General features: G+C 72.4%; 8 protein-coding genes. 4 read left to right on the forward strand and 4 right to left on the reverse strand.

The window, feature by feature from the left end; translation table 11 throughout:
* The 4 genes from KS423_RS21275 to KS423_RS21290 form a co-directional block, all read left to right on the forward strand.
* A partial coding sequence (locus KS423_RS21275; RefSeq protein WP_224281160.1) for a CocE/NonD family hydrolase occupies window positions 1–1,468 on the forward strand: 1,468 nt, incomplete at its 5' end.
* A gap of 61 nt (window positions 1,469–1,529) precedes the next feature.
* A complete protein-coding gene (locus KS423_RS21280; RefSeq protein WP_224281161.1) occupies window positions 1,530–2,522 on the forward strand; it encodes a helix-turn-helix domain-containing protein in 993 nt (330 codons plus the stop codon).
* A gap of 129 nt (window positions 2,523–2,651) precedes the next feature.
* On the forward strand, window positions 2,652–3,245 hold the full coding sequence (locus KS423_RS21285) for an RICIN domain-containing protein (RefSeq protein WP_224281162.1): 594 nt from the start codon (window positions 2,652–2,654) through the stop codon (window positions 3,243–3,245).
* An 89-nt stretch (window positions 3,246–3,334) separates the two neighbouring features.
* A complete protein-coding gene (locus tag KS423_RS21290) occupies window positions 3,335–4,156 on the forward strand; it encodes a hypothetical protein (protein WP_224281163.1) in 822 nt (273 codons plus the stop codon).
* Here KS423_RS21290 and KS423_RS21295 read toward each other — a convergent pair.
* The 4 genes from KS423_RS21295 to pulA form a co-directional block, all read right to left on the reverse strand.
* On the reverse strand, window positions 4,123–5,043 hold the full coding sequence (locus KS423_RS21295) for an aminoglycoside phosphotransferase family protein (protein WP_224281164.1): 921 nt from the start codon (window positions 5,041–5,043) through the stop codon (window positions 4,123–4,125). The genes KS423_RS21290 and KS423_RS21295 overlap by 34 nt on opposite strands.
* Before the next feature lie 56 nt (window positions 5,044–5,099).
* Window positions 5,100–5,762: an HAD family phosphatase gene (locus tag KS423_RS21300; RefSeq protein WP_224281165.1), complete on the reverse strand. Its 663-nt coding sequence runs from the start codon at window positions 5,760–5,762 to the stop codon at window positions 5,100–5,102.
* A gap of 118 nt (window positions 5,763–5,880) precedes the next feature.
* A complete protein-coding gene (locus KS423_RS21305) occupies window positions 5,881–8,208 on the reverse strand; it encodes a M4 family metallopeptidase (protein WP_224281166.1) in 2,328 nt (775 codons plus the stop codon).
* Between the two features lie 551 nt (window positions 8,209–8,759).
* On the reverse strand, window positions 8,760–14,240 hold a 5,481-nt coding region (pulA, locus tag KS423_RS21310; protein ID WP_374119998.1), incomplete at its 5' end, for a pullulanase-type alpha-1,6-glucosidase.

Consider the following 14,240-nt stretch of genomic DNA (forward strand, 5'->3'; position numbering starts at 1 on the left):
GACCCCCGACACCGTCGGCGCCGTGGTCACCGCCTGCCCCGAGGGCGGCCACCGGCTCGGCAGGGCCGTGCTCGCCGCCGACCTGCACACCCGGCTCACCGCCCTGATCGCCGACGCCGCCCTGCCGCCGGACCCGCGGCACGTCGGCGACGCCTGGCGGGCCGCCTGGCTGGACCGGCTGGAGTCACTGCGGCCGCCCGTCGAGGACTGGCTCGCGGCCGGCGAGAGCACCGTCCCGGTGTCCGTGCCCACCCTCGCGGTGGCCGGCTGGGGCGACCCGTCCTGCTCCTTCGTGCTGCGGCTGCTCGCCGAGTCCCCCACCGCGCGCGCCCTGATCGGCCCCTGGCCGCACGGCCTGCCCGAGGCCGCCCTGCCCGACACCCTGCGCTGGTGGGACCACTGGCTGCGCGGCGCCGACACCAGCGCCCTCAAGGAACCCGCCCTGCGCAGTTGGCTCGGCACCCGCTGGACCGGCGACGAGGCCTGGCCCTCCCCCGACGTCCGCGAGATCCACTACGGCCTGGACGGGCCGCTGAGCACCGCCGGCACCGCCTCCGACGACCGGTACGTCCGGGTCCGCTCCCCGCAGCACACCGGCCTCAACTCCGGTGCCTACGTCCCGCACGGCCGCCCCGCCGACCAGCCGCCGGACCAGCGCGAGGAGGACGGCCGCTCGGTCTGCTTCGACTCCCAGCCGCTGCCCGAACCGGTCGAGCTGCTCGGCGCCCCGACCGTACGGCTGCGGCTGCGGCTGCGCGAGGACGGGGTGCCCGTCCAGGTGGCGGTGCGGCTGTGCGCGGTCGGCCCGGACGGTACCTCGCAGCTGGTCACCCGGGGCGTCCTGGTCACCGAAGGGCCGGAGGCCGAGGTCGAGCTGGCCGCCTGCGCGACCACCGTCCCGGCCGGGCACCGGCTGCGGCTCGCCCTCTCCTCGGTCTACTGGCCCTGGGTGTGGCCCCCCGCGGAGGACACCGGGTACGGCGTCGACCCGTCCCGCTCCACGCTGAGCCTGCCGGTGCGCCACCTCGCCGCCGACATCGGCGCCCCGCCCGTCACCTTCGAGTCCCCGGTGCTGCCCGACCCGCTCGACGTCCACCTCACCGAGCCGCTCACCGCCCGCCCCGAGCACCTCACCGTGCACGACATCGGCCGCCGCGAGTGGCGCACCGAGCTCTCCCCCGCGACCGACGGCACCCGCACCCACCCCGACGGCCTGGTTCTGAACGAACACACCGTCACCGCCTACCGCGTGCTCACCGACGCCCCGCTCAGCGCCCAGGCCCGCACCGACCACACCGTCCGGCTGGAGCGGCCCGACATCGGCTGGGACGTCACCGTCCAGACCCGCACCCAACTGCGCTGCGACGCCGAGCACTTCATCAGCGTCGTGCAGCTGCGGGCACTGGAGGCGGGCTCGGTGGTGTTCGCCCGGGAGTGGCAGCACCGGGTGCCCCGGGATTCGTCCTGAACCAAGGCCGTCCGCACTGTGACAATGTCCGTACCAGAAGCACGAGTCGGGGAGGGCGGGCATGCTGGACGAGACGGTGTACCGGACCGAGGACGTGGCACCGCCGGACCGCCTCGAATACTGGCGGCACCGACTCGCCGAGAGGAGCGCTCCGTTCGAGGCCAGCACGGGAAACGCCGTCGACTTCCGGGCGGACCTGCGCATCCTGACGCTCGGTGAGCTACAGCTCTGGAACATGGAGAGCCCGTCGATCACCGTACGCCGGCCGGCGCGCCTGATCCGCTCGTCCGACCCGGAGTTCTACCTCCTCTCGCTCCCGTTCCCCGGCGCCGGCCCCGCGGCCAGGTCCGACGGCCACGGCGAGTGGCGCCCTCGGGACCTGGTGATGTACGACAGCATCCGACCCATCGCCCTCCAGGTGAGCACCGACGATCCGCGCCGGCAGATCCACGGGACCTGGCTGACCGTCCCCCGGCAGGCGGTGCCCCTGCCACCGGACAAGGTGGCCGACCTGATCGCCCACCGGATGCCCGGGGGCGAAGGCGTGGGCGCCCTGCTCGTCCAACTGCTCGTCGGCATCGCCGCCGACCCCGGCGCCTACCGGGCCGGCGACGCGCCCCGGCTGGGCGCCGCCGCCCTCGACCTGGTGTCGGCTCTGCTCGCCCACCACCTCGACGCCGAGGACGCCGTACCGCCGGAGAGCCGGCGCCGGGCGCTGGTCCAGCGCGTCCGGGCCTTCGTCCGCACCCACCTGCACGAGCCGGACCTCAGCCCCGGCGCCGTCGCCGCCGCGCACCACATCTCGGTCAGCTACCTGCACCGCCTCTTCGAGGGCGAGGAGGAGACCGTCGCCGCCTGGATCCGCCGCCAGCGCCTCGAACGGGCCCGGCGCGACCTCGCCGACCCGGCCCTGGCCGCGACCCCCGTCCACGTCATCGCGGCCCGCTGCGGGTTCCCCCGCGCCGCGGACTTCAGCCGCGCCTTCCGCGGCGCGTACGGGCTGCCGCCGCGCGACTTCCGCCACGGCGCCGTGACGGCCGGCGGTGGACTCTGAACCAAGCGACCGTGGACTGACTGCTAGCGACAACCCACCCGGGAGGTCGGCAAGCTGATGCCGTGTCCACCACGGGGGCTCATCCGGTGGACACGGACCGACACCAGCACCCTCGAAGGGGGACCATCCATGTCCAGCAACGGACTCCGCAGGAACCCGCGCTCCGCCGCCGGGATCGCCCTCGCCGCCCTGGCGCTCGGGCTCACCGCCCTCGGCGGCGGCCAGGCCGTCGCCGCGCCGCAGGACGGCGCCGAGACGCCGAGCCTGGGCACCGTGCTCCAGAAGGGCGACACGCTCGCCGCCGTCTCGGACCCGTTCGTCATCAAGAACAACAATGGCAAGTGCCTGGAGATCACCAGCTCCTCCACCGCGAACGGCGCCGACGCCCAGCAGTGGACGTGCAAGGGCCAGGCCGGCGCGGTGTGGCGCTTCAAGCCCGCGGGCGATGGTTTCTACTACTTCGTGAACGAGCACAGCAAGAAGTGCCTGGAGATCGAGGGCTCCTCCACCAAGAACGGCGCCAACGCCCAGCAGTGGACGTGCAACGGCCAGGCCGGCGCGAAGTGGAAGTGGCAGGAGACCCGGTCGGGCGACGGCATGACCCGTTACCTGTTCAAGAACCACAGCGGCAAGTACCTGGAGATCACCAACTCCTCCACCGCGAACGGGGCCAACGCCCAGCAGTGGGAGAACAAGGGCCAGTCCGGCGCCCTCTGGTACTGACCCGCCAGCGCCGCCCCCGCCCGTCGTACGGTCGGGGGCGGCCGGGCGGCGGTTGACCGTTTCGGCGGAACCCGCCCATGATCGCCGCCGTGAACGCACGCACGCTCTACGAGCAGCTCCTCGACCACGACGGCCCGTACGAGGACGACATCGACCGCTGGCTGGCCGGTCCGGAGGCGCCCGGGTACCGCGACCGCCTCCGGACCGCCGCCGTCCACCGCACCTCCTGGTGGGCCGACGCGAGCGTGGGCGGGCCCGACCTGCTGGAGGAGCTCTACGCCCTCGGCCGGGTCGCCGACGTGCTTCTGCTCGACCCGCAACCTCCTTGCTACCCAGGCCTGTTCACGGCCCTCGGGATGGCGCCCTTCGAGAGCGCCGCCCGCTTCGACCCCTTCCTCCACGAGATCGTCGAGGTCGAGCGGGCCGAGGACCCGCAGGCACCGATCGAGGTCCTGGACGTCAGGTGGCCCGGCCTGATGCTCGGCGAGCTGCTGTTCAACCGGGCCGGCGTACGGGTCCGGGCCGGCGCGGCGCACGCGGAGCACGGGGTGGCCGACCGCTTCCCGCTCTACTGGACGTTCCGCCGCGCGCACCGCCCCACCTGCGACCTCTCCCACAGCTGGGGCGGCAACTCGCAGTGGCGCACCGACTTGCGGCTCGACTACCGCACCGCCGGAGGCGACCTGTTGAACGTCGCCGAGGCCGGATCGGTCGACGGCCGCCCCGACCTCGGCCACTACCGGGACCTCGGCCCCGAGGAGCGTCTGCTCACCCCCGCCGAGCGGCGCGAACTGCTGCGCCACCGCTGCCTCCTGCGCACTCCGGAGGCGGCCGGCGAACTCGCCGCCTCCCCCGGGTGGGAGCGGGAGCTGTTCCCCTACGAGTGGCGGCTGCCGGACGGGGAGGCGTGATCGGCCAGCACCTCGGCGATCACGTGGCGGGCGATGCCGGTCATCCTCGGGCTGCTGTCGCGGTAGTAGGCCACTTCCGACAGGGCGATGGAGAGGGCCCAGCCGCGGGCGCGGTCCCACGCCGCGTCGTCGACGGCAACGGCCGCACGGAAGACGGTACGGGCGGCGGCGGGCAGCACGTACCAGGCGGGGATCAGGTCGACGGCCGGCTCGCCCAGGCCCGCGCAGCCGAAGTCGATGACGGCGCTCAGCCGGCCCCGTGCGTCCACCAGCAGGTTGCCGGGCTGCAGGTCGCCGTGGATCCAGACCGGGGGGCCGGCGGGTGCGGGGGCCCGGAGCGCGTGCTCCCAGGCGGCGGTCACGGCCTCGGCATCGACCAGGTCGGCAACCGCCGCGATCGCGGTCCTGGTCCCGGCGTCCCGCTCCGCCAGCGACTCGCTGCGGTGGGCGGCGGGGCCGTCGGCCGGGTCGATCCGGCGGATGGCGGTCACGAAGGCCGCCAAGTCGCGGGCCAGCAGTCCGGGTTCGGCCGGCCGTCCGGCGGCCGGGTTGGTCCCGTCGAGCCAGCGCAGCACCGACCAGGGCCAGGGGCAACCGTCGACCGGCCCGCCCACGGCCAGCGGGACCGGTACCGGGACCGGCAGCCGCGGGGCGAGGCGGCGCAGCCAACGGTCCTCCTTGGCGATCTCCTCGACCACCCCGGGGATCCGCGGGATGCGCACCACCAGCTCCGTCCCCAGCCGGTACATCGCGTTGCTGGTCCCGACCGGCGCCACCGGCTCGACTGGCAGACCGGCCCACTGCGGGAAGCACTCGGCGACCATCCGGCGCACCAGCGCCTCGTCGATGTCCAGTTCGTCGGGGTGCAGCCTGCCGGAGGAGGTCATGCTGCCCGACCCTGCCAGCGCCCGTCCCGCCCGGCAACCGGATTACCCTGCCCCGGTCACTCCCCCACCGCGCCCGCGGCGATCAGTGCGGGCAGCTCGCGCATGTCCTCGAAGACGACCGTTCCCGGCCCGGCCAGCCGCTCCGCCGCCGTGACGCCGCCCGCGTAGCCGAGCGCGCGCATTCCGGCGGCGCGGGCGGCCTCGACACCGGGCCGGCTGTCCTCGACCACCACGCAGACGGACGGGTCGACGCCCATCGAGCGCGCGGCGTGCAGGAAGAGGTCCGGCGCGGGCTTGCCGCGCCCGACCTCGGTGGCACTGAAGATCCGCCCGGCGAAGTGGCCGTGGAGGCCGGTCCGGCCCAGGGTGTGACGCATCTTCTCGTGCGTGCCGCTGGAGGCCACGCAGGTGGGCAGGGTGATCGCGGCCAGCGCCTCCGGCAGGCCGTCCACCGGGGTCAGCCCGGCGTCGACCTCCTCGGCGTGCAGCTCGTGGAAGCGCTTGCCCCACACCGCCGCCGTCTCCGCCCCGAGCCGCTCGGCGACCAGCGCGTTGTTGACCGCCTCGGACCGCCCGACGAACCGCTCGATCGCCTCCGCCTCGGTCAGCGGCCAGCCGTACTCCTCCCCCAGCCGCACCAGCACCCGGACGGCGATCACCTCGCTGTCCACCAGGACACCGTCGCAGTCGAATATCACCAGCTCAATCGGCTTGATCATCCGGCCAGCATACGACCGGGCCAGGCCCGTCCCGTCGACGTCCCCACAGCGTCCGGGCGTTGGCAGCAGCAGGCCGCGCGGCCCGGGGGAACGGGCCGCGCGGCAGGGGGTCACCGACTCAGCTGGTCTGGACGGAGGTGTCGTCGATCACGAAGCTCGTCTGGAGCGAGGAGTCCTCGGTCCCGGTGAACTTCACGGTGACCGTCTGGCCCGCGTAGGCCGACAGGTCGAAGGTGCGCTGCTGGTAGCCGGCCGCGGCGTCCACGTTGGAGTAGGTCTTCAGCGTGGTGCCGTTCACCGACACGGCGAGCTTGTCGTACGCGGTGCTGCCCGACTCGGCGGTGTCGATGTGCAGCCAGAAGCTCAGCGTCGCCTTGCAGCCCGACGGGATGCTCACCGTCTGCGACAGCGAGTCCGAGTGCGAGGAGCCGTAGCCGTCCAGCCACGCCTTCCACGAACCGCTGCGGGCCGGCTGCGAGGTGCTGCTGTTCAGCACGCCGCTGGTCGCCGTCCACGGGGCGGCGGTGCCGGTCTCGAAGCCCTCGTTGCCCAGCAGCTGCGCCGGGGTGCAGCTGCCGCCACCGGCGGAGACGGTCCAGGTGAAGCTGGTCGTGCCGGTCTTGCCGGCCGAGTCCTTCACCGTGACGGTCACGTTGTAGGTGCCCGCGGTGGAGGCGGTGCCGGTGATCGCACCGGAGGAGGAGATCGACAGCCCGGTGGGCAGGCCGGTCGCGCTGTAGGTCAGCGGGGCGGTGCCGCCGGTGGCGTTGATCTGGAGGTTCACCGCGCCGCCGACGGCGGTGGACTGGTTGCCCGGGTTGGTGACGGTGACGCCGCCCGAGGGCGCCGTGCCGACGTTGACGCCCGCCCAGGCGGTGCTGACCGCGGCCAGCTCGGCGCTGCCGGCACCGTACAGGTCGGTGGCCGCCTTCTCCGTCGCGGTGCGCGCCGCGGCGTAGTTGGTGCTGGAGGTCATGTAGGTGGTCAGCGCGCGGTACCAGACGGCCGCGGCCTTGTCCCGGCCGATGCCGGTGACCGTGATGTTGCCCTGGGTCGGCGAGTTGTAGCTGACGCCGTTGATCACCTTCGCGCCGCTGCCCTCGGCGAGCAGGTAGAAGAAGTGGTTGGCGACACCGGACGAGTAGTGGACGTCCTTGTTGCCGACGGTGGAGGACCAGTAGTCGGCCGAGGCGCCGTCCTTGGAGGGCTTGTCCATGTAGCGCAGCGGGGTGCCGTCCCCGTTGATGTTGATCAACTCACCGATCAGGTAGTCGGGGTTGTCGGTCGGGATGTTGGCGGAGAACTCGACCATCGTGCCGAAGATGTCCGAGGTGGCCTCGTTGAGGCCGCCGGACTCGCCGGAGTAGGTCAGGTTGGCGGTGGCCGAGGTGACGCCGTGGCTCATCTCGTGGCCCGCGACGTCCAGCTCGGTGAGCGGCGCGGTGTTGTTGGTGCCGTCGCCGTACGTCATGCAGAAGCAGGAGTCGTCCCAGAACGCGTTCACGTAGTTGTTGCCGTAGTGGACGCGGCTGTAGGCGCCGACACCGTCGTTGCGGATGCCGTTGCGGCCGAAGGTGTTCTTGTAGTAGTCCCAGGTGGCCGCGACGCCGAAGTGGGCGTCGACCGCGGCGGACTCGCCGTTGTTGACGGTGCCGTCGCCCCAGGTGTCCGTGGACTTGCTGTACAGCGTGCCGGTGCCCGAGGTCCCGTGGTTCAGGTTGGTGGTGTACATCCCACCGCGGGCGCCGTCCTTCATCTGGTAGGTCGACCCCGACTGGGTCGTACCGATGGTGACGTTGCCGACGAAGACGCCCTTGCCGGAGCCGGTCTCGATGCCGTCCCACTGCTGGATGACCTGGCCGCTGGTGGCGTCGGTGACGACGTGCATCTTGCTCGGGGTGCCGTCCGACTTGGTGGAGGAGACGACGGTCTCCCAGGCCAGCCGGGGGCTGTTGTCGGCGGCCCAGACCACCAGGCGCGGCGCGGTGTCGACCGCGGTGCCCGACTCGGCGGCGAGCGCGGCGCTCTGCGCGGCCGGCGCGGCCAGCTTCGGCGTGGTGTCCACACCGCCCAGCGGAGCGGTGCTGGCCCGGTCGACGCTCTTGGTCGCACCGGTGGGCGCCTGGTGCACCACCAGGTCCCCACCCAGGACGGGCAGTCCGTTGAGGGTGCGCTCGTACCGCAGGTGGCGGGTGCCGTCCGCGTCCTGGATGACGTCCTTGGTGACCAGCTTCTCCGAGCCGCTCAGGCCCAGGCTCTGGGCGAGGGAGGTGGTCTGCTGGTTCGCGGCGGAGATCAGCTGGGCACGGTTCGCCTGCTGGGCCGCGACGGCGGCCGGCGCATCCGGCGTGGCCGCCTGGGCGATCACCGGCATGCCGGTGACCAGCAGCGCGGTGGAGGCGGCCATGACAACCGCCGCCTTCCGGGCGTGAGCGTAACGGGACATGCGGACTCCTTTTCCGACCGGCGCGGGGTCGCACACGGTGGAGAGAAAACCTGGGCCGCGGGGTCGCGGCGCAGTGGGGGCCCCCGCCGGGTACGACGGGGGTGCGGATGCGGTGCTCACAACTCGTTTGCAGGGTCGGGACGCGCTGCACCTGAACTGGAACAGCTGCACCGGGGGGTGGGGCCCCCTCGACTACAGCCGGGGGAATCGTGGCAGCAAACGAGCCGTTAATGACAGATGCATGCCACGGATTGGCCGATTCATTACCGAAACCGTATGCAGGCCGGCCCGTCAGTTGTGTTACCCCACGACGAACTCGTGAACACGGTTTTCATGCCCCGGGCAAAGTTCGATCACTATCGGCGGTCGATGACCAGCACTCAGAACCGCGGCGGGCACCGGCGGGTGGCCGGCAGCGCCCGGTGGACCCGGCACGTCACAGTTCCGGCCGTGCCACCAGAGGTTTCCGGCCAATGTGTGTCCGGAACGGAACCGGGCCCCGCACCACCTGAACGGTGGTACGGGGCCCGGGAGTTGTCGGGGTGTACGAATCAGTGTTGGACGAACACCGCCACGGTGCGGCCCGGCACGGTGAAGGTGCCGGTCGCGGCGTCGAAGCCGGACCGCTGCACCACCCGGTCCGTCCCGCCCGCCTGGACGGGGTGCAGCGCCTGGCCGGTGCCCGCCAGCGCCGACACGGTCTGCGCCTGCGCCGTGGGCGTGGCGTTGAAGACCACCGTGACGCCCTTCTCCGCCCCGGGCAGCCCGGTGCCGTCCAGGTGCAGGGTGATCACCCCGGGCGTCTCGCCGGCGGTGCCGGAGAGCGGGTAGGAGAGCCGCTGCTGGACGGCGGCCAGGGTGGGCAGCGAGAACAGCGGCGAGGACTGCTTGATCCGCAGGAACTCCCGGTACTGCGCCGAGGCCGCCCGGATGTCGGCCGCCCCCACCGTCAGCCTCGGGTCCGCCAGCAGGGACCGGGCAGCCGTCCACTGCTCCTGGTTGTCCTTCGCCATCGGCAGGCCGCGGCCCCAGCCGTTGCCGTCCGCCGCCCCCGTCGAGGGGTCGGGCCAGTGGATCGCGTTGAACCAGTCCCCCGAGTCGTAGGAGTTGGAGTCGAGCGACTTGGAACGCAGCAGGTCGCTGCCGGCCTGGGCGAAGCCCGCGCCCTGGGTGAGCGCGGTGAGCGAGAGCCCGAACGCCTGCATCCGGGCCCGGTCGGCGGGCGCGGTGCCGGTCGGCAGCTTGTACGCGAGCGCGTCGAAGAGGTCGGTGTTGTCGTGGGCGTCCACGTACTCCACCGCCTCACCGGGCTTGGCCGCGTACCCGGTCGGGGCACCGTTGTAGTCGACCTGGGCGCCGGTGACGGACTTTCCGGAGCTGTCGGTGAAGGAGTAGCCCGCCAGGTTGCCGGTCAGCCCGACCTTCAGCTGGTCCATCTGGTGCAGCAGCCGGGCCTTCTGCTCCTCCGGGGTGCCGTTCGCGGCCGAGCCGTTCGGGTCGGTGTACAGACCCGACGCGAAGCCCTGCTGCTGGGCGGAGTTCAGCATGAAGTTGCCGCCGCGGGCGGCGTCCCGGAGCCGGTCGTCGAAGGTGGCGATGCCGGTGCCGGCCATGTTCTGCTGGGTGGCCTGCTCGAAGCGGGCGTTGTTCGCGACGACGCCGAAGTTCCAGCCCTCGCCGTACAGGAAGACGTTCCTGCCGTCCACGCCGTCCGAGTCCGGCGTCATCTTCCGCAGCGCGGCCTGCACGTCCAGCATGGTGGACTTCGGGTCCAGGCCCATCAGGTCGAAGCGGAAGCCGTCCACCTTGTACTCACGGGCCCACAGCGTCACCGAGTCGACCACCAGCCGGTTCATCATGGCGTGCTCGGGCGCGGTGTCGGAGCAGCAACTGTCCGTCGTCACCTTGCCGTTGGCGTCCAGCCGCTGGTAGTAGCCGGGCACCACCCGGTCCAGCACCGAGTGCTCGGCCTGGCCACTGGCGGCGGTGTGGTTGTAGACCACGTCCAGCACCACCCGCAGCCCGGCCGCGTGCATCGCCTGCACCATCTGCCGGAACTGCACGGTGCGGGCGACGCCTCCCCCAGCCTCCGGCCGGGAGGTGCCCCCAGGATCGGTGGCGGCGACATAAGAGCCCTCCGGCACGTTGTAGTGCAGCGGGTCGTAGCCCCAGTTGTACGCGTCGTCGGCGGCCACGGCCGCCACGCACTCCTGCTGCTTCGGGCCGTCCGGCGGAAGGGACTTGAGGTCGCAGGCCGGCAGCTTCTGGTCCGCCCGGTTCTCCCGGATGGTGGCGATGTCGAAGGTCGGCAGCAGGTGCACCGTGGTCACCCCGGCCTTGGCCAGCTCCCGAAGGTGCTGCATCCCGGCCGAGTTCGACTCGGTGAACGCCAGGTAGGTGCCGCGCTCGGCCGCCGGGACGGTGGGGTCCTCGACCGAGAAGTCCCGGACGTGCAGCTCCTGGATCTGCTGCTGCGCGGGCGGGACGGCCGGCGGGCGGGCGTGGTCGTCCCAGCCCGCGGGCTTGAGCGCCTTGGCGTCGAGGTCGGCGACCAGACTGCGCCCGGAGTCGGTGGAGAGCGCCACCGAGTACGGGTCGGTGACGGTGTTGACCACCAGCTGCTGCGTCGAGGGCGCCCAGACCTTCACCTGGTACAGGTAGTACTTGCCATCCAACTCGCGCTTGTCACGGACGACTTCCCACACCCCGGTCTCGTCGTCCAGCTTCAGCGACAGCGTCTTCGGGGTGCCCCCGGTGGCACTGTCGAAGACCTGGACGGAGACCTCCTGCGCGGTCGGCGCCCACAGCGACAGCGCCACCTTGCCGCTGTAGTAGGCCGGTCCGAAATCCACCTTGCCGGTCCGCCCGGCGTACAGGTCGTCCAGCACGCCCGGGATCTGCACCCCGGTGGCGGCCGGCACGGCGCCGCCGGGCAGGTGTTCGGTGAACAGCAGCTGGCTGCGCAGCGCGGCCGGGACGCGGGCGGCGTCCCGGGTGTCCACGGTGAAGGCCCGGTAGCCCGCCAGGTGCGGGTACTTGGCCTTCTGCGCGTCGGTCAGCCCGCCCTTGACCGGGGTGAGCCGCAGCCACTTGCCGGGCTTGGTCAGCGTGCCCCGGTCCGCCCGGATGCCGCCCTCGGGGTCGTACACCAGCTGGGCGCTGGTGCCGCCGGCCAGGGCGTCGTCGCCCGCGCCGAAGTTCGCCGGGACGACGACGGTCCTGGCGTCGATCCACTGGGCCTTGGCGCCGGTGAGGTCGATCTGCGAGGAGGCGGCCGGGTTCTGCGGCAGCAGGTAGCCCTCGCGGCCGCCGAGGATCCAGACCTCCTTGCCGTTGACGGCGAAGTCCAGTGACTGGTCGGCGGGCAGGTCCTTGTCGTTGCCCCTGTGCAGGATGTAGCTGAGGCTGGTCGCCCCGGGGGCCAGCGGCACCTCGAAGACGGCACCGAAGGCGTCGCGGCGCGCGGGCAGCAGCGGCTTGCCCCAGTCCGTCGGGGTGGCCGCGCCGGTCCAGTCGTGCAGGCCCCAGCCGTCGTAGTCGCCGTCGGCCCGGTTGTAGTGGATGACGGCGGTGTCGGCGGGCTGGCTGTTCACCGGCCCGGGGTTGGCGGTGCGCACGGCCGGGTCGCCCTGCTTGAGCCACACCTCGCCGGTGCTGCCGACGTCGAGGTGCCGGTCGGCGTCGACGTCCTTGACGCCGTCCTTCTCGACGATGAACCCGACGTCCGAGGCACCGGGCTTGAGCCGCACGTACGCGAAGGCGCCGTACGCGTCCCGCCCGGTGAAGGCGTGCCCGGCCGGCCACTGGGTGGCCTCGCCGTCGGCGAGGTCGCCCCAGGCGTAGAGGTTCCAGCCGTCGTAGTCGCCGTCCGGCCGGTTGTAGTGGACGACGGCGTACGGGCGCGAGCCTGCGGTGGGCGCCGGCTTGGGCGCGGGGGTGCCGGTGGTGAAGCTCGCGGTGGCGGAGCGCAGGTGGCCGCTGGAGTCCTGCACGACGGCCTTGTAGCGGACCACCGTGCCGGGGGCGACGGCGGCCAGGTCCTGGGTGACCGCGTACTTTCCGGTGTCGGCCGTACCCAGCGTCTGCCAGGGCCCGTTGCCGATCTGGGCGGCGAAGCTCACCCGGTTGAAGCCGCCGCCCGTCGTGGCGCCGACCGTGACCAGCCCGGTCGAACCGTCCGCCGGCGGCTGCACCGACAGCTGCGGCGCGGCGCCGACGGCCGCGAGCCTGCCGCCCGCCTTGAACACCACGGAGGAGAGGGCCGGCACGGTGACCGTCACCTTGCGGTCGCCGCCGCTGGTGATCCGGTCCCCTGCGGACGGATAGATCCGGTCGAAGCCCATCCCCGCCGAGAAGGTGTCCAGGGTGACGGTCTTCGCCTCGGTGGCGTTGTTGACCGCGACCAGGTACTCGACCTGCTGCCCGGCGTCGATCCGGGAGAAGGCGTACACGCCCGCGCCGTCGGCGGCGTAGCGCTCGATCTGGGCGCCGTCGGCCAGTGCCGGGTTGTCCCGGCGCAGCTTGGCCAGCCCGGCGATGCCCTGGTAGAGCTCGCCGCCCTGCCCGTACCGGTCGGCCGGGCCGGAGGGGCCGCCGAGCACCCGGTCGCCGTTGTACGAGGCGGTCTTGGAGGCGAACAGGTCCTGCCGGGCGTCCTTGTCGCCGCCCGCGCCGGTGAAGCCCTGCTCGTCGCCGTAGTAGACGACGGGCTGGCCGCGGGTGAGGAACTGCAGCTCGTTGCCGAGCCGGTCCTTCCTCAGCAGGGTCGCGTCGTCGGCGCCCGGGTTGTCGGCGAGCAGGAAGGAGCCGAAGCGGCCCATGTCGTGGTTGCCGAGGAAGGTCGGCAGCTCGTACGCGTCGGTGTCGGCGCTGGTGTAGCGGTAGTCCTGGGCGTAGACGTCGGCGAGGTTGCGCGCCGAGCCGCCCTGCGAGACGTAGGAGCGGGCCGCGCCCTGGAACGGGAAGTCCAGGGTGGCCTGGAGCCTGCCCTTCGTGACGTACGGCGAGGTGACCGCCGGGTCCCCGGAGTAGACCTCGCCGAACATGAAGAACTTGCGGTTGCCCTGCTTGGCGGCGAAGTCCTTGAGCGCGGGCGCCCACTGCTGCCAGAACGCCATGTCGACGTGCTTGACGGTGTCGATCCGGAAGCCGTCCACGCCGGCGTCCTTGACCCACTGCTGGTAGACCTTCTCGAAGCCCTTCACCACCGTGGGGTTCTGGGTGTCGAGGTCGTCCAGGCCGCTGAAGTCGCCCTCGGTGGCGGACTCGCCGACGAAGGTCGAGTCGCCCCGGTTGTGGTACAGCGCCGGGTCGTTGAGCCAGGACGGGGTCTTGGCTCCGGCGTCGGCCGGGTTGCGGAAGACCGGGGTGTAGGGGAAGGAGTCCTTGGTGATCTTCGGCCAGGGGGCGCCCGCGTCGGCGACGGCGGTCTCGTCCACCGGGTTCCCGTCCGCGTCGAGGGTCGGGAAGGCGCCGGTGGAGCGGTAGCCGTACTGCTTCTCGGCGTAGTCGATGACGTCGGCGGTGTGGTTGGTGATGACGTCGAAGAAGACCTTGATGCCGCGGGCGTGCGCCTTGGCTATCAGCTCCTTGAGCTGTTCGTTGGTGCCGAAGTGCGGGTCGACCTGGGTGAAGTCGGTGATCCAGTAGCCGTGGTAGCCGGCCGAGGCGTCGGCCCCGCTGCCCTGCACCGGCTTGTTCTTGAAGATCGGGGCCAGCCAGATCGCGGTGGTGCCGAGGTTCTGGACGTAGTCGAGCCGCTGGATCAGTCCGGCCAGGTCGCCGCCGTGGTAGAAGCCCTTGTCGGCGGGGTCGAAGCCGTTCTCCAGCCGCCCGCCCGTGATGCCCCCGGTGTCGTTGGCGGCGTCGCCGTTGGCGAAGCGGTCGGGCAGGACGAAGTAGAACTGCTCGCGGGTGAGGTCGTGCCGCCCGGCGGTGGCCGCCAGCGCGGCGTCCGAGGGCGGGGCCGGCGGGGCGGCGGCAAGGGCCGCGGGGGCGCTGCCGAGGGTGGCGGCGGTCAGTGCGGCGGCCAG

It is taken from the genome of Streptomyces sp. LS1784, from assembly GCF_020103755.1.
Taxonomy (GTDB): Bacteria; Actinomycetota; Actinomycetes; order Streptomycetales; family Streptomycetaceae; genus Kitasatospora.

Coding starts and splice junctions, on each gene's coding strand:
- KS423_RS21280 (WP_224281161.1), top strand. CDS start 1,530: ATGCTGGACGAGACGGTGTACCGGACCGAGGACGTGGCACCGCCGGAC.
- KS423_RS21300 (WP_224281165.1), bottom strand. CDS start 5,762: ATGATCAAGCCGATTGAGCTGGTGATATTCGACTGCGACGGTGTCCTG.
- KS423_RS21285 (WP_224281162.1), top strand. CDS start 2,652: ATGTCCAGCAACGGACTCCGCAGGAACCCGCGCTCCGCCGCCGGGATC.
- KS423_RS21295 (WP_224281164.1), bottom strand. CDS start 5,043: ATGACCTCCTCCGGCAGGCTGCACCCCGACGAACTGGACATCGACGAG.
- KS423_RS21305 (WP_224281166.1), bottom strand. CDS start 8,208: ATGTCCCGTTACGCTCACGCCCGGAAGGCGGCGGTTGTCATGGCCGCC.